Annotated in this window: 13 protein-coding genes; 8 read left to right on the top strand and 5 right to left on the bottom strand. The window is 60.2% G+C overall.

Annotated features, from left to right (window positions below; all coding sequences use genetic code 11):
- Nucleotides 1-66 precede the first annotated feature (66 nt).
- Nucleotides 67-1,170 (bottom strand): tRNA 2-selenouridine(34) synthase MnmH, encoded by a 1,104-nt coding sequence (gene mnmH, locus BY454_RS11785; RefSeq protein WP_104416671.1) that lies wholly within the window; start codon nt 1,168-1,170, stop codon nt 67-69.
- A gap of 696 nt (nt 1,171-1,866) precedes the next feature.
- Between mnmH and cysZ the strand changes: the two genes are divergently transcribed.
- The 5 genes from cysZ to BY454_RS11760 all read left to right on the top strand — a co-directional run bounded on the left by cysZ (nt 1,867) and on the right by BY454_RS11760 (nt 8,966).
- On the top strand, nt 1,867-2,616 hold the full coding sequence (gene cysZ / locus BY454_RS11780) for a sulfate transporter CysZ (protein ID WP_104416670.1): 750 nt from the start codon (nt 1,867-1,869) through the stop codon (nt 2,614-2,616).
- Between the two features lie 18 nt (nt 2,617-2,634).
- Nucleotides 2,635-5,499, top strand: a complete 2,865-nt coding sequence (rapA, locus tag BY454_RS11775; protein WP_104416669.1) for an RNA polymerase-associated protein RapA — start codon at nt 2,635-2,637, stop codon at nt 5,497-5,499.
- 134 nt (nt 5,500-5,633) lie between these two features.
- Nucleotides 5,634-8,081 carry an acyl-CoA dehydrogenase gene (locus BY454_RS11770; protein ID WP_104416668.1) on the top strand — a complete coding sequence of 816 codons (2,448 nt, stop codon included), beginning with the start codon at nt 5,634-5,636 and terminating at the stop codon, nt 8,079-8,081.
- 14 nt (nt 8,082-8,095) lie between these two features.
- Nucleotides 8,096-8,476 (top strand): fluoride efflux transporter CrcB, encoded by a 381-nt coding sequence (crcB, locus tag BY454_RS11765; RefSeq protein ID WP_104416667.1) that lies wholly within the window; start codon nt 8,096-8,098, stop codon nt 8,474-8,476.
- A 283-nt stretch (nt 8,477-8,759) separates the two neighbouring features.
- Nucleotides 8,760-8,966, top strand: a complete 207-nt coding sequence (locus tag BY454_RS11760; protein WP_008172950.1) for a cold-shock protein — start codon at nt 8,760-8,762, stop codon at nt 8,964-8,966.
- Nucleotides 8,967-9,047: 81 nt separating this feature from the next.
- On the opposite strand, the gene BY454_RS11755 is transcribed toward BY454_RS11760, so the two are convergent.
- Nucleotides 9,048-9,851, bottom strand: coding sequence for a dienelactone hydrolase family protein (locus BY454_RS11755; protein WP_104416666.1), 804 nt, complete (start codon nt 9,849-9,851; stop codon nt 9,048-9,050).
- A 154-nt stretch (nt 9,852-10,005) separates the two neighbouring features.
- On the opposite strand from BY454_RS11755, the gene BY454_RS11750 reads away from it, so the two are divergent.
- Nucleotides 10,006-10,617, top strand: a complete 612-nt coding sequence (locus BY454_RS11750) for a Yip1 family protein (RefSeq protein ID WP_104416665.1) — start codon at nt 10,006-10,008, stop codon at nt 10,615-10,617.
- Nucleotides 10,618-10,765: 148 nt separating this feature from the next.
- The gene (locus BY454_RS11745) at nt 10,766-13,480 is read left to right on the top strand and encodes a cation-translocating P-type ATPase (protein ID WP_104416664.1); all 2,715 of its coding nucleotides are present in this window, start codon (nt 10,766-10,768) and stop codon (nt 13,478-13,480) included.
- Here the strand turns inward: BY454_RS11745 and BY454_RS11740 are convergent.
- Nucleotides 13,461-15,860, bottom strand: coding sequence for a xylulose 5-phosphate 3-epimerase (locus BY454_RS11740; protein ID WP_104416663.1), 2,400 nt, complete (start codon nt 15,858-15,860; stop codon nt 13,461-13,463). The genes BY454_RS11745 and BY454_RS11740 overlap by 20 nt on opposite strands.
- A gap of 181 nt (nt 15,861-16,041) precedes the next feature.
- On the opposite strand from BY454_RS11740, the gene BY454_RS11735 reads away from it, so the two are divergent.
- Entirely contained in the window at nt 16,042-16,524 is a 483-nt protein-coding gene (locus BY454_RS11735; protein WP_104416662.1) for an asparaginase domain-containing protein, read from the top strand.
- Nucleotides 16,525-16,533: 9 nt separating this feature from the next.
- Here the strand turns inward: BY454_RS11735 and BY454_RS11730 are convergent, their stop codons facing one another.
- Together BY454_RS11730 and BY454_RS11725 are read right to left on the bottom strand one after the other, a co-directional pair.
- The gene (locus BY454_RS11730) at nt 16,534-17,229 is read right to left on the bottom strand and encodes a pseudouridine synthase (protein WP_104416661.1); all 696 of its coding nucleotides are present in this window, start codon (nt 17,227-17,229) and stop codon (nt 16,534-16,536) included.
- The gene (locus tag BY454_RS11725; protein WP_104416660.1) at nt 17,229-18,257 is read right to left on the bottom strand and encodes a metal-dependent hydrolase; all 1,029 of its coding nucleotides are present in this window, start codon (nt 18,255-18,257) and stop codon (nt 17,229-17,231) included. The genes BY454_RS11730 and BY454_RS11725 overlap by 1 nt, the downstream gene beginning before the upstream one ends.
- Between the last annotated feature and the right edge of the window lie 17 nt (nt 18,258-18,274).

The raw sequence follows: 18,274 nt of genomic DNA, 5'->3' as shown, positions 1-18,274 counted from the left end.
TGGAAGTATCAAGAATGTATAGCAGATTCTCGCAGCCCCGTGGTACGAGCGTGCGGTGGCACTGTATCACCGGGGATGCTGGTTTTTTGCGTAGTCGGTGATGGTGTCAGGGCCACCTCTCACCAGAATGCGGCCCTCTTTCTGGCTAAGTTGGTAATCGTACATGGGGTCATAGTAGTCACGCAGCAGGGATTCGATCCAGGCGTCGTGGTCCGCTGTCGAACCGCTGGCCCCTTGCTGGTCCAGTGCCTGTTCCATCAAGGCGCGGAGTTTCTGGTGACGTTCGCCACCCAGGCGCTTGCGGATGCGATCGATGGCGCTGAGCAGGTAGTCCCGGAAATTCAGCCAACCGGCTTCCTCTCCGTCACGGGCCACGTAATCGGCCAACATGCCCTCCACATAATCCGCGCGAATGATGTCTACCCGTTCGGGCAGGGGGCGCTCAAGAACCAGTAGCGGTGCCTGGGCCATTTTCGTGCGCAGGGATTCGGGTAGTGAGCAGCGGCCAATGAGGCGGCTTTCGTCTTCCAGGTACATGGGGCCACCCACCTTGTGGTGGGCCTTGAGCATGGCCACGGCCAGGCGGTTTTCGAAGTCGATTTGTGCGGGCTGGGGCGTGACCTGGCGGCCAAAACTCGAGCCCCGGTGGTTGGCTATACCTTCCAGATCGACCGGGTTGGGAAGTTGGTGCAGCACCCGGGTCTTGCCGGTGCCGGTGCGGCCGCTGAGAATGCGGAAACCGGCGGTCTCGACGATGTCTTCAAAAGTGTCGATCAGGAACCGGCGCAGGGCCTTGTAACCGCCTTTGACCAGGGGGTAATCAATGCCGGCGTCCCGGATCCATTCCTGGGTCAGTCGAGAGCGTAGTCCGCCCCGGAAGCAAAACAGGTAGCCTTTTGGATGGCGGGTGGTGAATCGCTTCCAGGCCTCGATTCGCTGGGCTTTTACATCGCCACAGACCAATTGGTGGCCCAGTTCGATGGCCTTGTCCTGTCCCTTTTCCTTGTAGCAGATACCAACCCGGTGCCGTTCCTCGTCATTCATCAGGGGGGCGTTTTCGGCGGACGGAAAGCTGCCTTTGCCGAACTCAACGGGAGCCCGAACGTCCATCAGGGGCACATCGTTCAGAAACAGGTTCAGGTAATCGTCGGTGTCCGGTCTGCTGGCCATGTTCTTGGATCGCTGTTGCACTGAATGAGCCGGCAGTATAACGAACTGGCTAGGTTGCAGCACCCTTGGGGGTATGCCGTGAGTAGGGGGGGAACAATGAAGGGCAGCACAAGGCTGCCCTTTCAGAGTACTGAGCCGCCGTCCCGGGCAGATCAGATTTCGGAACAGGTTGGCGCGTCCATGCGCTGGGCAACTGCCATGTTGCCGAGTCCTTCAGCCGCCCCCTGGCGCCAGCCTTCCGGACCGGCGCTCCAATGCGTCCCTCAAGCGAGGCGTCCTTGCATCCGTGCTTCTCTCCTTTTCCGTCTGGAGAACGTCCTGGTGTCGTCCTTTCCGTATCATCCCTGTGGAATCAACTATAGCAATGTCAGCGTTGCAGAAAGGTGACGGAGGTCTAAAACATTTGCCTTTTGCTACCGCTTCAAATGGCGTTTCCCTTTCTAAAACATGAAGCTGCGTTAATGAACGTAAAGTTTGAGCGTTGCCTCGCACACAAACTGACAGCAATATCTGACAGCTATGTAAGCGATGTCTTACACGATTTATGGCGAATGTCTTAAACCGCTGGCCAAAAAGGGGGGGGGCGGAGGTTCCCCGGGTTTCGGGTAACACACAACGGACCCAGGCTGTGGCTGGGCGCCTGGCGTGGTATGCTTTGCGCCCTTTCGAGATGGTGAGAGCGGAGGAATGCAGGCAATGCGTAAAGGAAACTTTTTTCGGGGGCTGGGCTACCTGGCAGAAGGGTTCCGCCTGATTCGCCAACCTCGTCTTCGCCTGCTCGTTATCATCCCCCTTGTCATCAACGTCGTCCTGTTCGCCGCGATGTTCTATTTCATGGCGTTGGGGTTTGAGACGCTGATTGCCATGGTGATGGGCTGGCTGCCGGACTGGGGCTGGCTACAGGCCCTGGATTGGCTGTTCTGGCTGCTCTATGGCGTGGTCATCCTGTTAATCATGGCCTACGGTTTTGTCATTGTCGCGACGCTGATTGGCGCGCCTTTCTATGGCTACCTGGCGGAACTGACAGAAAAGCACCTGACGGGCCAGGAAGTCAGCACCGATGACAACTGGGCTGCGATTATCAAGGACATTCCCCGGGCGCTTTGGCGGGAAGTCCAGAAAATTATCTATTACCTGCCGCGAGCCATTGTCCTGTTGATTATCGGTCTGATCCCGGTGGTCAACCTGGTGGCGGCGGTGCTGTGGTTTCTGTTCAACAGCTGGATGATGTCACTGCAATACGTGGATTATCCGGCCGACAATCACAAAGTCAGTTTCCCGGCCCTGCGTCGGTTGCTCGGGGATACCCGGTTGTCAGCCCTCGGTTTTGGTGTTCCGGTGGCGCTGGCCGCCATGGTGCCGGTGTTGAACCTGGTGGTGGTGCCGGCGGCGGTCTGTGGCGCCACGGCCTACTGGGTTCGGGAAAGCGATTCAAATCATCAGTAATCTGTAAGCGGAGGCTTCTTGGAAACATCGGAATTTGTCATCGGGCAGCGTTGGGTCAGCCACAACGACAGCGTACTTGGACTGGGTATTGTCACCGACGTTTCCGGGCGTCGCGTTACCCTGGGGTTCCCCGCCGCCGATGAAGAACGCACGTACGCCATCGACAATGCGCCCCTGTCGCGCATTATTTTCCAGTTGGGCGAGGAAATAGAGACGTTTGATGGCGCTAAATACATCGTGCGGGCGGTGGAAGATCTGGATGGCGTGCTCATGTACCACGCCGACGATGGCGAGAACATCCACCCGATTTCCGAGGTAAAACTGGCTGGTTCGGTGAATTTCTCAGCCCCGCACCAACGGTTATTCGCCGGTCAGTTCGAGCGTAACGGAGCGTTCCGGTTGCGGGTGGCTACCCTCCAGCATCTTGATCGCTTGCGGGCTTCGCCGGCCCAGGGGCTGATTGGTGCCCGTACCCAGCACCTGCCGCACCAGATCTATATCGCCAACGAGGTCGCTCGGCGCCATGCGCCGCGCGTACTGCTGGCCGACGAAGTGGGGCTGGGCAAGACCATCGAGGCGGGCCTGATCCTGCACGATCAGTTGCAGACCGGTCGCGCCCACCGGGCTTTGATTGTGGTGCCGGATTCGCTGGTGCACCAGTGGCTGGTGGAAATGCTGCGCCGGTTCAACCTGCACTTCTCCATTATTGACCAGAGCCGCTACGACGCCCTCAAGGAAGAAGAGGATGATGTGGATGCGCTGGTGAACCACATTTTCGGGGACGATGACTCGGTCAACCCGTTTGAAAGTGAACAGCTGGTGCTGTGCAGTCTGGATTTCCTGGTGAATAGCGAAAAAGCCCAGAAAGACGCCCAGGCAGCCGGCTGGGATATGATGGTGGTGGATGAGGCTCACCATCTGGAGTGGTCACCGGAGCAGGCCAGCCCGGAATACCAGGTGGTTGAAAGTTTGTCCGAAGCCAGCCAGGGCCTGTTGTTGCTGACCGCCACCCCGGAGCAGATGGGCGTGGCCAGCCATTTTGCCCGCTTGCGTCTGCTGGACCCGGCCCGCTTCCACGATCTGGAGGCCTTCCGGGAGGAAGAACAGGATTACGAAGCGGTGAACCAGGTGGTGCACCGCCTGCGGGATAACCCGGATTCGATCTCGGCCGCCGACAAGGCGACGCTGGCCGAGTGGGTGGGGGATGACCTGGACGAATTGTTGGCCCGCGATGACAACCACCAGGCGGTCATCGACGCGCTGCTGGACCGCCATGGCACCGGCCGCGTGCTATTCCGTAACACCCGGGCGGCGATCCAGGGATTCCCGGAGCGCCAGCCGCTGCCGGAGCCGTTGGCCTGCCCGCCACTGTATGACGACACGCGTTATGACGTGGCCGGCCTGTCGCCGGAAGTCTCGGTGCCAGACGAAGAACAATGGCTGGCCGAAGACCCCCGGGTCGCCTGGCTGGAGAAAAAGCTGGCGGGCCTGCGCCCGGCCAAGGTAGTGGTTATCTGTGCCAACGCCTCCACGGCCATGGCCCTTGAGCATTACCTGCAGTTGCGGGCCGGTATCCGCAGTGCGGCCTTCCACGAGCACCTGAGCCTGATTGAGCGGGACCGGGCCGCTGCGTACTTCGCTGACACGGAGCAGGGCGCCCAGGCACTGATCTGCTCGGAAATCGGCAGTGAAGGCCGCAACTTCCAGTTCGCCCACCACCTGGTGCTGTTTGACCTGCCGGCCAATCCGGACCTGCTGGAGCAGCGCATTGGTCGCCTGGACCGCATTGGCCAGACCGAAGCCATCCGTATTCACATTCCTTACCTCCAGGGTACCAGCCAGGAAGTCCAGTACCGCTGGTTCCAGGAAGGTCTGAATGCATTTGCAGAAAGCTGCTCGGTTGGGGTGTCGGTCAAGGAACACGTGGAGGACCTGTGGCAGCAGGCGCTGGCTGGTGACAGCGAATCCCTGGAACCTTTGATTGCCCGCAGCGCCGAGGAAACCGACCGGCTCAAGGCCCTGCTGCACAATGGTCGCGATGCCCTGATTGAAATGAACTCCTGCCGTCGGGATGTGGCCGAAGCGCTGATCGAAAGCATCGAGCAGGAGGAAAGTTCCGCCCAGGTCCGGGATTACCTCATGCAGGCTTTCGACATCCTGGGCGTGGATGTGGAGGACCACAGCGAGCACGCCGACGTGCTCAAGCCTGGCGAGCAGTATCAGGCCGGCATGGTCACCGGTCTGCCGGACGACGGCCTCACCGTCACCTGGGACCGGGAGCAGGCGCTGCATCGTGAAGACATGGCCTTCATGAGCTGGGAGCACCCGATGGTGACCGGCGTGATGGACTCGGTTACCAGCTCGGGTCTGGGCAAGGCGGCGTTGTCGAACCTGTCGGTCAAGGCCCTGCCGGCCGGTTCGCTGTTGCTGGAAGCGGTGTTTGCCGTGCATTGCCCGGCGCCGGAAAACCTGCAACTGACCCGTTACCTGCCGGTCTCTCCATTGCGTCTGGTGGTGGATGTGAACGGCCGTGATCTCTCGGCGGCACTACCCCACGACAAGCTCAATGAGCTGTGCTCTAACATCCGCCGGCGCACCGCCCAGGCCATCGTGCCGCGCATCCGGGCCGAAGTGGAGACCATGGTGGATCACGTGGAAGGGCTGGCTGGACCTCACCTTAAACCCCTTCAGCAGCAGGCCCTGGACCGCCTGGACCAGGCGTTTGTGCCGGAAATCCATCGGCTGGAGGCCCTGCGCCGGGTGAACCCCGCCATTCGTCAGGAGGAAATCGACTTCCTGCGCCAGCAGCAGGACGCGGCCCGCGAGGCGATCAGCCACGCCAGCCTGGCGTTGGAAGGCATCCGGGTGATTGTTACCTCGTAAGGGAGGCAAGGCGATCAGGGTCACTGGTCAGGGGGCATCTGTTAGGGTAATTTCCCCGTATCGAGCTATAGTCAAAAGGCCCTGGCATTGTGCCCGGGCTTTCCATTCATGGAAGACGACAGAGAGAGTTCGCAATGACGTTGATCCTGTTTCTCGTAGCCCTGGTGGGCCTGCTGTATGTGTTGCGGCGGGAAGCTGGTGCCAAATCGGCCATTGGCGTAATGGCGGGGGTCGGAGTGCTGGCCCTGTTCCTGGCGTCCGGCTGGCTGGCCCTGTTGCTGTTTATCGGGGCGGCGCTTACTGCAGTGGCCGGTTTGCCACAATTCCGCCGTAGCTGGCTGACCCCGAAGGTGTTTGCCACGTTCAAGAAAGTGGCCCCGAAAGTCTCCGACACCGAGAAGGTGGCTCTGGAAGCCGGCACGGTTGGCTGGGACGGCGAACTCTTCACCGGTCGCCCGGATTGGCACAACCTGCTGATCAACCGTCATAACGGCCTGAGTGACGAAGAGCGGGCCTTTGTTGATAACCAGTGCACCCAGGCGATTTCCATGTGCAACGCCTGGGACATCGCCGTGGAGCGGGCCGATTTACCGCAGGAACTCTGGGATTTCCTGAAGAAAGAAAAATTCTTCGGCATGATCATTCCCAAGGAGTATGGCGGCCTGGAATTTTCCGCCAAGGCCCAGACGGCGGTCCTGCAGAAGCTGGCCTCCAACGAGATGCTGATGGTCACCGTGGGCGTGCCCAACTCCCTGGGCCCGGGCGAGCTGCTGGTCAAGTACGGCACCGAAGAGCAGAAGAACCACTATTTGCCACGCCTGGCCGATGGCCGTGAAATCCCCTGCTTTGGCCTGACCGGGCCGCGCGCGGGTTCCGACGCCACCTCCCTGCCGGACACTGGCATTGTCTGCAAGCAGGAAGTAGACGGTGAGGAAGTGCTCGGTCTGCGCCTGAATTTCGAGAAGCGCTGGATCACCCTCGCGCCGGTGGCCACCGTGGTGGGCCTGGCGTTCCGCATGTTTGACCCGGACGGCCTGCTGGGTGACACCGAGGATTACGGTATTACCTGCGCACTGATTCCCCGTGACACCGAAGGCATGGAAATCGGCCGTCGCCATTGTCCGATCGGCTCGCCGTTCCTCAATGGCCCGATCAAGGGCAAGGACGTGTTCATCCCGCTGGACTACATCATCGGTGGCAAGGACATGGCCGGGCAGGGCTGGCGCATGCTGGTGGAATGCCTGTCGGTGGGACGCTGCATCACACTGCCGTCCGGGGCGGCTGGTGTGGCCGCTTACGCCACGGGCACCGCGGGTGGTTTCACCCGGATTCGCCGGCAATTCAATACCCCGGTGGCGGACATGGAGGGCGTGCAAGAGCCATTGGCTCGCATTGCCGCCAAGACCTACATTGCCCAGTCGGCGGTCAACCATACCGCCAACATGATTGATAACGGCGAGAAGCCGGCCGTGCCCTCGGCGATCCTGAAGTACCACTTGACCGAGTTCCAGCGCGGCATCCTGACCGACGCCATGGACGTGCACGGCGGCAAAACCGTGACCCTGGGGCCTCGCAACTACCTGGGCATTGGTTTCAGCGGTTCGGCGGTCTCGATCACCGTGGAAGGCGCCAACATCATGACCCGCAGCCTGATGATCTTCGGCCAGGGTGCCATTCGTTGCCACCCTTACGTGCTGAAGGAGCTGGCGGCGAAGGACAACGACGATGTGCGCGCCTTTGACGAGGCGTTCTTCGGCCACGCTGGCCTGGTGTTCGGCAATGCGTCTCGGGCCTTTACCCAGGCGCTGGGTCTGGGTCGGGCTGACGTGCCGTTTGACAGCGCCTCACGCAAGTACGCCCAGGCGGTGGCCCGTTTCAGTGCCGCGTTCGGCCTGTGTTCCGATGCCGCCATGACCACCCTGGGCAGCGAGTTGAAAATGCGCGAGCTGATCTCGGCACGCCTGGGTGACATGCTGTCGAATCTGTACCTCGCCTCCATGGTGCTTAAGAACTGGTACGAGACCCAGCCGGTGGCCGGGGAGAAGGAATTGATGCAGTACAGTCTGGCTCTGCTGTTGCACCGCACCGAACAGGCGCTGGATGAATTCCTGAAAAACCTGCCCAACCGCAAGGTGGCCATGGCCCTGCGTGCCATCACCCTGCCGCTGGGGCGCCACTGGGGGCAGCCCCAGGACGATAAGGCGCGTGAGCTGGCCCGGGCGATCTCCACCGATACCCCGGTGCGGCACAAGCTGCTTGCAGGCGTCTGGACCAGTGACGGTGAGGGTACGGTGGTCAATCCAGTGGCCCGGTATAACGGACTGCTGCGTGACTATGACAAAGCCGAGGAGCTTTATCGCAAGGTCAACAAGGCCTATGTCAAGGGCGAGCTGCCGATGACCGCCCTGCATCCGGAGGAGCGGTTTGAAGCGGCCCTCAAGGCAGATATTTTCAGCAAGGAAGAAACCGATTTCATGCGTCAGTATGAAGAAACAGTGCTGGAAATGCTGACTGTGGACGATTTCCCGTTTGATGCCTTTGCCCGCAACAAGGAGGCTCGTGTTGACCACAACCCGGCCTGACTGGTGCCACTGACATGTGGCTGTCGTTTGTTGCTGTAAGTGTTGGCGCCGTGATCGGCGCCAACCTGCGTTGGGGCCTGGGGCTCTGGCTGAACACCAGCTATCACGCCGTGCCTTGGGGCACCCTGCTGGCGAACCTGAGCGGCGGCTGGCTGATCGGCCTGCTGATGGGGTTCTTCACCCATAGCAGTGTCCTGGCGCCGGAGTGGCGGCTGTTTGCCATCACCGGCCTGTGCGGCGCACTCACCACCTTCTCCACCTTTTCCCTGGAGATGTTTGCCGCCTTGCAGGAAGGTAAGTGGGGGATGGCCCTGGTGGGTATTCTGGCCCACGTGATCGGCTCCATCCTGATGACGTTCGTCGGCTTTTACTCCTTCACCTTGCTGCGCGGGTAAAGCGCCGGAGTGGTGCCCGGAGCGCACTGAGGTAGGGCGTTTTCCGCTTGGTATCAATACCTATGAAATTTATTGAAATTATTCTTGGCAAGTCTCAGGTTCTTGAGTAGAGTGGATCTCGTAGGAAAGATTAGTAAAGCAGTTCATGAATAAGACGTACCTCCGTAGTTAGTAGTGCCGTCCTGTTTTTGATCCCGCGATTTCTGTTTTTCCGTAAAACGCCGACCAACGTCACAAGGGCGGATGGCGGCAGATAAAATGATTGATTTCAGGAAGTTTAAGTATGTCTACTACTACCGGTACTGTTAAGTTCTTCAACGAAGCAAAAGGCTTTGGCTTTATTACTCGTGAAGGCGGCCCGGACGTTTTTGTTCACTACAGCGCTATTCAGGGCAGCGGTTTCAAAACCCTGGCAGAAGGCCAGCAGGTTGAGTTCACCGTTACCCAGGGCCAGAAAGGTCCTCAGGCGGAGAACGTTGTTGCTCTCTAATCCCTGATGGATTAGGCAATAACCGCCAAAAAGGCAGCTTCGGCTGCCTTTTTTTGTGCCTGATCGTCCGGTATCCCGGACTTATTGGCCGAATATTTCTTCGTAGAAACGCATGGTGCCCTCCCAGGATCGGCGGGCGGCTTCTTCATCGTACCCGATGGGCAGATTGAATTCGTCGGCCAGGCGATCGGCGCCGGGGTTGGTGAATGAATGGCGCACACCAGGGAAGGAGACCAGGGTCAGATCCACATCGGCATTGAGCATCTCCCGCACCAGGTCCGCCACCTGCTCGGCGGGAACCATCTTGTCGGCACCGCCGGTATATACCTGAACCCGGGCCCTTACCTCACCTGGCTCCGCCTGTATCGGACTGGCCAGTGAGCCGTGGAAGCTGACGACGCCATCCAGGTCTACTCCCATCCGGGCCATGTTCAGCACCACCGAGCCGCCAAAGCAGTACCCCTGGGCTGCAATGCGGGATGGGTCCACACTCTCGTGGTTCTTGAGCACTTCCATGGCGCCGGTAAAGCGGGCTTTGACCTTTTCCAGATCGCTTGTCGCTTCCTGGGCAAACTTCTGGGCAGTTTCTGGGTGATCGGCTTGTTTGCCGGTCCCATACATGTCCAGGGCGAACGCGGTGTAGCCAGAGGCTGCCAGCTTCTCGGCCTGTTCGCGGGCGAATTCGTTATGCCCCCACCATTCGTGGACGACCAGTATCCCGGGGCGAGCCTCCTCGTATTCGTCATCCCAGGCCATATAGCCGGTGAAGGATTGATCATTGACGGTGTATTCGATGGCTTTGGTCTGCAGCTCCGCGCCGGCTTGTGGCGCAGCGCTGGCCAGCAGCAAGGCGGTGGCGGAAGAGAGTTGGGTCAGTCGCTTCATGGTCGTGACTCCCGGTTGCGTGAATAAAATTGGATGAATGCTTTTACATTTTCTGTCATTGACTATAGTCAATATCAGAAGCGGTTATGAATCCGAATTTGACGGGTGCCGTATCTATACATACCAACAACAGCAACAAGAGGGGGTAATAACAATGCTCCTGTCGCATGCGTTCGGTCTTTTCACCCACCCGGATAAAGAGTGGGTCACGATTCGTAAGGAACACGAAAATCCCACCCGGCTCTATGTTGCCTATGTCCTCATATTGGCAGCCATAGCGCCTGTTTGCGCCTACATCTCCACAGCTCATTTCGGCTGGGCCGTCGGTAGTGATCGTTTGATCAAGCTGACGGAAATCAGCGCGGTGCAGTTGAGCCTCCTGACGTACGTGGCGATGCTTATCGGCGTTTTTGCCCTGGGGTACGCTATCAACTGGATGGCGAAAACCTACGGTGCCCGGGAAGAACATGTGCCGGCCAATGGGGTCGCCCTGGCGGCCTATTCCTGCACGCCGCTGTTCCTCGCCGGCTTTGCCCTGCTGTATCCCAACCCCTGGTTCAACGCGCTTGTCTTCCTGGGGGCGGCCGTATACGGCGCTCGCCTGATGTACGATGGATTGCCCATCGTTATGGGCATTGAGAAAGAGCAGGCGGAGCTTTATGGAGTGTCGCTGCTAACCGTTGCGCTGATCATCCTGGTGTCCACCCGTGCCGGCTCGGCCATCCTGTGGAATATGGGCTTTGGCCCCGCATTTGTCAGCGGCTGATAGCTCTGATCCATCCATACCCATGCAATGAAGCGGGGGCCCGAGGCCCCCGTTTATCGTTGATGCCCAGGAACCTGGGTCTGCGGTTGCTGTCATAGTCAGGTGTTCGATTGACGCTTGGATTGAGGCATTGCCATGGAGTGCTCTGATGCCCGAACGTCTTGATTCCCCGGCTGGTCCCAACCCGTCCTGGCATGCCCTTACGCCCTCTCAAGTGCGGAGTTCGCTCTCGGCGCAAGGGCCTTTCTCCGCGCAGGAAGCCCGTGAACGTTTGGCCGAGTTTGGTCCCAACCGCCTGCCGGAGGTTCGGAAAAGTGGTCCTTTAGCTCGTCTTGCCCGCCAGCTTCGCAATTTCCTCATTTATGTTCTTTTGGGGGCCGCGGCTATTACCGCGACCTTGGGGCACTGGGTGGATGCGGGTGTCATCCTGGCGGTCGTGGTGGTTCAGACCCTGGTCGGTTTTATTCAGGAGGGGCGGGCAGAACAGGCGCTGTCCGCCATTCAGCACATGTTGGCACCGAAAGCCCGCGTGGTTCGAGCCGATGGTCAACACATGCTGGATGCCACCGAACTGGTACCCGGCGACACAGTGTTGCTGGAGGCGGGGGATCGGGTACCGGCTGATATTCGTCTCGAGAAGTGCCACAACCTGAACATTCAAGAAGCCATCCTGACAGGTGAATCTGAGGCCGTTGGCAAACTACCCGAGCCAGTGGATGAGGCCGCTGTGCTTGGAGACCAGTCCGGAATGGCATTTTCCGGAACCATGGTGGCCACAGGTACCGGTCGCGGGGTGGTGGTGCGCACGGGCGTGAATACGGAAATTGGTCACATCTCGGGACTGCTTGCCAGTACGCCATCGTTGAAAACACCCTTGCTTGAACAAATGGACCGTTTTGCCCGTGGCCTGTCGATCATTGTGATCCTGGCCGGTTTGGCGATTTTTCTGGGTGGACTCGCATTCAGCGGCCTGGCGTTTCGAGAGCTATTTATGGCGGTGGTTGGGCTCACGGTGGCCGCCATTCCTGAAGGGTTGCCAGCCATCCTGACGATTACGCTGGCCATTGGCGTCCGGCAGATGGCCAGTCGTCAGGCGGTGGTAAGGCGCATGCCGGTGATCGAAACCCTGGGGGCGGTATCGGTGATCTGCTCCGACAAGACGGGAACCCTGACGCGTAACGAAATGATGGTGACGGCTGTTGCTGTCGGAGAGCAGCGCTTTGAGGTTACCGGGGAGGGGTACCAAGCGGATGGCAGAGTCTGCATGGATGGCCAGGAGGCGGGAAATCATCTCGTCTTGTCCGAGCTGGCAAAGGCTGCCGCTCTATGTAATGACTCAACCCTGACTGAGCGCGATGGCCTTCCCGTTATCCATGGCGATCCCATGGAAGCAGCGTTGAAAGTTTTCGCCCGTAAGGCCGAGTTTGATGTAGAGACCATTACCGATGATTGGCCGAGGGTTGATGAGGTCCCCTTTGATACCGAGCTCCGCTTCATGGCGACTTTGCACCACGACCACCATGGCCATGGGACCGCCTATCTCAAAGGGGCTCCGGAAAAGATTCTGGACATGTGCCGGAAGGAGGTCTCTGACAGTGGTGAGCTGGTTGATCTGGACCGGGAGAAGTGGGAAAGGCTGGTCACCGGCATGGCCAGGGACGGACTGCGCGTCCTCGCGCTCGCACGCCGCCCCATGGCCATTGGCACCACCGAACTGGTCATCGAGGAACTGAGCGAGGGCGCGGAATTGTTGGGCCTGGTGGGGCTGATGGATCCGCCCCGGCATGAAGCGATCCGGGCCATCAAGGACTGCCACCTGGCGGCGATCCGGGTCAAAATGATCACCGGTGATCATGCCCTGACGGCCTGCGCCATCGCCCGTAAGCTGGGATTGCGCAATCCGGACAAGGTCCTTACCGGGAGGGAACTGGACCAACTCAGTGACCAGCAGCTAGAGGCGCTGGTTGGGGAAGTCGATGTGTTTGCCCGCACCAGTCCGGAGCATAAGCTTCGTCTGGTTAAGGCCTTGCAGGCTCTGCACGGGGTAGTGGCCATGACGGGGGACGGGGTCAATGATGCACCCGCCCTGAAGCGGGCCGATGTGGGCATCGCCATGGGGGTGAAAGGCTCGGAAGCTGCCCGTCAGGCCGCCTCCGTGGTATTGCTGGACGACAATTTCGTCAGCATCGCGGCTGCGGTGCGAGAAGGTCGGGCGGTCTATGCCAACCTGCGTAAGGGGATCGCCTTTCTCTTGCCGATTAACGGTGGTGAGTCTGTCAGCCTGGTGGCCGCCTTGCTGCTGGGCCTGACGCTACCCATTTCCGCGCTGCAGATTCTCTGGGTCAATATGGTCAGCTCGGTGGTCCTTGCCATGACCCTGGCGTTTGAAAAGCCGGAGCCGAATGTCATGGAGCAACCACCCCGGTCCCGGGATCAGTCCCTGTTGGCGGGTTTTGTGGTCTGGCGGGTGGTGTTTGTATCGCTGCTTTTCCTGGCGGGAATTTTCGGCGCCTGGTTCTGGGGCATGCACCAATTCGCCGATCAGACAGTGGCCCGTACGCTGGCGGTGAACACGCTGGTGGCAATGGAGGTCTTCTACCTGTTTGCCGTGCGCTATCTGGACACTGCCTCGGTAACCCTGCGGGGCGTACTGGGCACCCCCAGTGTGCTGATCGCGGTATCCGCCGTGGTGGTACTGCAGCTGTTGTTTACTTTTACTCCCTGGTTCCAGGTAACCTTCGGCACGGCAGCCCTCTCCCTGGCCCAATTGGCCTTCTGCTCCTTGACTGGCGTCGCGGTGCTCCTGATTCTTGAGCTGGAAACTCTCATCCGGGGCCGGCTGTTCAGGGCAGCCCGCGGGTGATAACGGAAGGATCACCCCGGCCTTCCACCGCCGCCAGTTCCGCACTGGACAGCCATTCACCGGGTGGCTTTTCGAGTACCGCCGCACAGGCCGCCAGGGCATGGCCCCAGGTGCAATGGTTGGCGAAGAGCATGCCGCTCTCATTGAGGGTGCCGCCATGGTTGATATAGCCCAGAACCCGGGAATGCATCGGATGCGGGAACAGGGCTGGCAGGTGGCCCCGGAATACCTCCGGGCGCATGTGGGTGAGCGCTACCCGCCGTTGCATGCGATAGGGGAACAGGCGCTCCCGTTCGAACTCGGTCAGGCAGGCGCTGGATTCCATCGGGTCCCTTGGGTATCGGAAACGCCCCGGTTCCTGGATGTACACCAGGCGGAACGGGGCGCCGGTATCACGCAGCCGCTCGCAGGCGCGGATGGCTTCCGATAACTGGTAGGCACCGTTGGCGATCATCAGCAGGGGCTCTTCGCCCGCTGAGGTGTCTTCATCGACCACAAGGGCGCCGTGCTGGGCAAGGGTTTCGGCTTCCGTGTCGTTGAACACACAGGGCCGCTCGCGCTTGGGCACTACCATGCAGCTGATGCGGCCCCGGTTTTCGTACACCGAGGGCAGTACCGCCAGGGTGCTGTTGTAGTCCGCGGGAAACAGTACCCGGGACACGTCGCTCATCTCCCCCAGCATGGCTTCGCAGAAGGTGGTGTCTTGGTGTGATTGCTCGTTTTTACCGTTTTCCCAGGTGTGGGAAGTGGCAACAATCGGTAACCCCAGCCATTTGGGCGGGCGCCCGGCCTCTTTCTGGCTTCGGGCAAAGGTCAGTTCCTGGCGGATGGCCCCGAGCATCTTGACGCAGAAGGCTTCGTAGCTGGCCACCAGGTTGATGCCGGCCTTATTGGCCAGACAGGCGGAAACCACCGCCTCTTCATTCAGGGCCGTGATGATCTTGCCATGCACGTCCTCCTGCTTGTTCTCCGGCTGATTCGCGCGATGCTTGAGGCGCTTCAGAATGCCGGTCAGTCGGTTGCTGGCCAGTTCATCGGGGTTGCCCACCCGCGGTCGCAGCCTTGGATTGTCTTCCACCAGCGCCTGGAAGAATTCATCCACGGCGGTCATGGGGGAGGCCTGATTCTGTCCCCAGGGCAGAACCGGCAGATTCAGGTCGGCCGGATTGCGTTGGGTCAGCGGATGATCCCGTTCCAGCGGCCGTTGCTGTTGCTGGTGTTCGTTAAGCATGGCCACCGACATGCCCAACTCCCCGGTTTCCACCCACAGAGGGGCGGCGTATTCATTGAACAGATCCCGGGCGCGGGCGTCCAGGCGTGGGTTGCCGGGCAGTGGCAGGTTGTGAGCTTCGTTGTCGCCGGCACCGTAGAAGCCAAAGCCCTTGATGGTCTCGGCAATGCCGTAGGGAATTCGGGCAGGGTATTGGGGCGTGCTTTCGCTTTGGGCGGACAGGCCCTGTTCCATTTCGAACAACGCGCAAACAAATGCCGCGGGGTCCTTGCCGTCAAACCGGTAAGGTTCGAACCCCCTTGCCTCCAGATGGGCTTCAAAGCGCTCCAGGCCAGCGGGTGTGCCCAGTTCGGTGCGTTGCTCAATACGCCGGCCGTTGGCGATCATGACCGGCAACACCAGGCCACAGTCCTCGGCGCGCCACCAGCGTGGGATCCAGTCACTGCCGCGCTGTTCCTCGGCTGCGCCGTCGGACAGGAAGGCCACCAGGGACTCGCCAGGCAGGGGCATGTGGGCGTATTGCAACTCGGCAAACCCAAGGTAGCCGCCTTCGAGAATGCCTCCGGCTGTGTGCGGGTTAACGTGGCTGCCCAAAGGCGCGGCCATGGAACCATCGGGTTTTTGCTGGTAGCTGTAGAAATCGCAAGCCAGGCGGGACAGACCGTCCGGAGCCAGGTAGCGGCGCTGTTGCTCCGGATGCAGGTTGCCCGTCAACACATTCAGGGCTTCAATGGCGGCCACGCAATGGCCCTGGCCCATCAGCCAGCTTCGGGTTTGGCCTGTGAGGTTGTTCAGCGCAAGGTAGGCGGCATAGGCCGGGACCATATTCAGGGCACCGCCGGTATGGCCTTCCGGATGGGTTTTGAAATCCAGTGAGCTCAATGGAGCGCCGGCGATATCCACCCGGCGGCAGTAGGTCATGTGCACCACCAGCCACATTCCAGCGCTGGTCAGGCGGTCCAGGGCGGCCAGTTTCCGGTAGACGGTATCCGCGTCGGGCTGGAAACCCTCGGCAACCAGTCGCTCCGCCAGGTGCTGCACCTGTTGTGCAGTCTGTTCGGAATGCTGCACCACGCCATAACCCTGCCGCCAATACCGATAGGCATTGCTGTTGGCTTCAGAAGAAGCAGATGGATCGGGCGATGACATGGGAGGCCTCCGTAGGATAAAAAGGTCAAATGAGTGTAAAACGCTCCTGTACCCCCGCTCTTGATACAGGTCAGTCGCTTCTGCATATTTTGCGGGGTGCCGATGCCAATGGTTCCAGGGTGTGATCGGTGTCCGTAACCATTAAACTTCCGGGAACAATCTAAGCTAAAGTGGGGCAGCAATGATCCAGATTTTCACTACCGGCGGCACCATCGATAAGGTGTACTTCGATGCTAACAGTCAGTTTGAGATTGGCGATAGCCTGCTGCGGGAGCTGTTGGCCGAAGCCGGCATCCATGAGGGCTATCAGCTCGCTGAATTGATGCGAAAGGACAGTCTGGAACTGACGGATGAGGATCGGCAATGCATCAAGGCAGCGGTTCGTGAATCAGACGCCCAGCGGATACTGATTACTCATGGTACGGATACGATGGCGCTGACTGCCGAGCAGCTTCGGCAGGTGCCCGGGCGCACCATCGTGCTGACAGGTGCCATGCAACCGGCCCGCATGCGCCGCACCGATGCGGTGTTCAATCTGGGTTTTGCCTGGGCCGCACTGCAATTGTTGCCGCCGGGGGTTTATATTGCCATGAACGGTGAGGTGTTTGAGGCCGGAAAGGTGCGTAAGAATCTGCAAGCCCAGAAGTTTGAAGCGGCGCCCTGAGCGCAACACTCAACCATTGAAGGCCTGAATCTCATCGGCTGTCAGGGGCCGAAATTCGCCAGGTGACAGCCGCTCATCCAGAGTCACCAGCCCAATCTTCTGCCGGTGTAATGCCGTCACCCGGTTGCCCACCGCCGCCAGCATGCGCTTGACCTGATGGTAGCGACCCTCGTGGATGGTCAGGTCTAGCAAAGTGTCGGCGTGCTGGACCACGCGGGCGGGTTTGGTGGGCGTGTCCTCGCCTTTCAATAGCACCCCTTCTTCCAACTGTTTTCTGGCCGAATCGCCAAGCGGTTCCGCCAGGCTGACGCGGTAGGTTTTGGGGCAGTCCCGACGCGGCGAAGTGATCTGGTGGGACCATTGACCGTCGCTGGTGAGCAGCAGCAGGCCCGTGGTGTCTTTGTCCAGGCGGCCAGCAATATGAACCCGTGCCGCCAGTTCTACCGGCAGCAGATCCAATGCGGTGGCCTGGTTGCTGTCGGTGGTGGCGCTGATCACACCGGCAGGCTTGTTCATCATCAGGTATAGCTCTTCAGGCATCGCCACCGGCTGGTGGTCCAGCTGGACGCTATCTCGTGCCGATATGTGCTGCCTGGCCTGTTTGCAGGGCTTGTCGTTTACGCGCACTCGCCCGGCTGCAATGGCCCGTTTGGCGTCCTTGCGCGACAAGGTTGTGCTATTGGCGACGAACTGGTCCAGACGCATTAGCATCCCTCTCCTGGTGCAGGTGCCGAAAGGGTGGCCAGGCAAAGTATTGGCTGTTCGCCGGTAATCCGGTTCCAGAGAAGGTTGGATGCATCGGCTTTCAGTGGCGGACGGGGCAGGCGGGTACTGCCAAGCGGGGTAACGCCCTGAGCCGAGTTTGCAGCCACCACAAAGCTGAATGGATGAGCGCCGGGAACGCCCAGGCGGATATCGGTGGCAATCACCTGATCACCGGACTGTTGGTAGTCCAGAAACCCCCGGGTGAACCATTCCAGCCGCTTTACCTCCGGCAATGAGGCCACCTGGCGTCGAAGCCCGGGATTGCGGGGGAAATGCTCCAGGGTCAGGGGTTGGTTTCCATCGAAAACGCCGGTAACAATTTCAATCCGACGCTCGTCGCTGATGGCAGTCGCACGCCAGAGCAAGGTGTTGAATGGCATGGGTTGGACCAGCAATTGGTAGGAATCCAATCCAGCCTGTGCGAGCGCGGGCTTCACCCTTTCGGTCATCCACTGCTGGGCAACCAGCGTCCAGCCCAAGTACAGCGTGGAAAGCATCAATCCCACGGCCATGATGCGTGGCGCTGGCGGGCGTATCAGGAAGGCGATGCAGGCGAGCAGCAGCGGCAGCGTATACAGCGGGTCGATGATAAAGATGCTGCTGATGGCAACCGGCGGCCCAATGGGCCAGAACAGCTGGGTGCCATAAGTGGTGAAGGCGTCCAGAATGGGGTGCGTGAGCAGAACCAGCCCGGTCAGCGTCAGCCACCGGGCCAGTGACACCTGAGGGCGCCAGCGCCAGAAGGCCCAGGCCAGGAGTATGGCCAGTGGTGCCAGCAAGAACAGGGAATGGCTGAAGCCCCGATGTTGGGTGAAGTTGGCCACGGCGCTGCCGTAATCAATGACCACATCCAGGTCGGGCAGGGTGCCCAGCACACCGCCGATCAGCAGGGCAGAACGGCCCAGCGATTTGCCAGCGACGGTGCCCGCAATCGTCGCCCCAAGGGCAGCTTGAGTGACTGAATCCATGGCTCAGTAGCCAGCCT

It is taken from the genome of Marinobacter persicus, from assembly GCF_002934325.1.
Taxonomy (GTDB): domain Bacteria; phylum Pseudomonadota; class Gammaproteobacteria; order Pseudomonadales; family Oleiphilaceae; genus Marinobacter; species Marinobacter persicus_A.
Note: the sequence above shows the minus strand (reverse complement) of the source record. Positions and strands in the feature narration are given on the sequence as shown.

Bases quoted from the DNA above. Each gene is read 5' to 3' on its own strand.
- cysZ (WP_104416670.1), top strand. From the start codon at position 1,867: ATGCGTAAAGGAAACTTTTTTCGGGGGCTGGGCTACCTGGCAGAAGGG.
- BY454_RS11730 (WP_104416661.1), bottom strand. From the start codon at position 17,229: ATGCGTCTGGACCAGTTCGTCGCCAATAGCACAACCTTGTCGCGCAAG.
- BY454_RS11750 (WP_104416665.1), top strand. From the start codon at position 10,006: ATGCTCCTGTCGCATGCGTTCGGTCTTTTCACCCACCCGGATAAAGAG.
- BY454_RS11745 (WP_104416664.1), top strand. From the start codon at position 10,766: ATGCCCGAACGTCTTGATTCCCCGGCTGGTCCCAACCCGTCCTGGCAT.
- BY454_RS11770 (WP_104416668.1), top strand. From the start codon at position 5,634: ATGACGTTGATCCTGTTTCTCGTAGCCCTGGTGGGCCTGCTGTATGTG.
- BY454_RS11760 (WP_008172950.1), top strand. From the start codon at position 8,760: ATGTCTACTACTACCGGTACTGTTAAGTTCTTCAACGAAGCAAAAGGC.
- BY454_RS11740 (WP_104416663.1), bottom strand. From the start codon at position 15,860: ATGTCATCGCCCGATCCATCTGCTTCTTCTGAAGCCAACAGCAATGCC.
- BY454_RS11755 (WP_104416666.1), bottom strand. From the start codon at position 9,851: ATGAAGCGACTGACCCAACTCTCTTCCGCCACCGCCTTGCTGCTGGCC.
- crcB (WP_104416667.1), top strand. From the start codon at position 8,096: ATGTGGCTGTCGTTTGTTGCTGTAAGTGTTGGCGCCGTGATCGGCGCC.
- BY454_RS11735 (WP_104416662.1), top strand. From the start codon at position 16,042: ATGATCCAGATTTTCACTACCGGCGGCACCATCGATAAGGTGTACTTC.
- mnmH (WP_104416671.1), bottom strand. From the start codon at position 1,170: ATGGCCAGCAGACCGGACACCGACGATTACCTGAACCTGTTTCTGAAC.
- BY454_RS11725 (WP_104416660.1), bottom strand. From the start codon at position 18,257: ATGGATTCAGTCACTCAAGCTGCCCTTGGGGCGACGATTGCGGGCACC.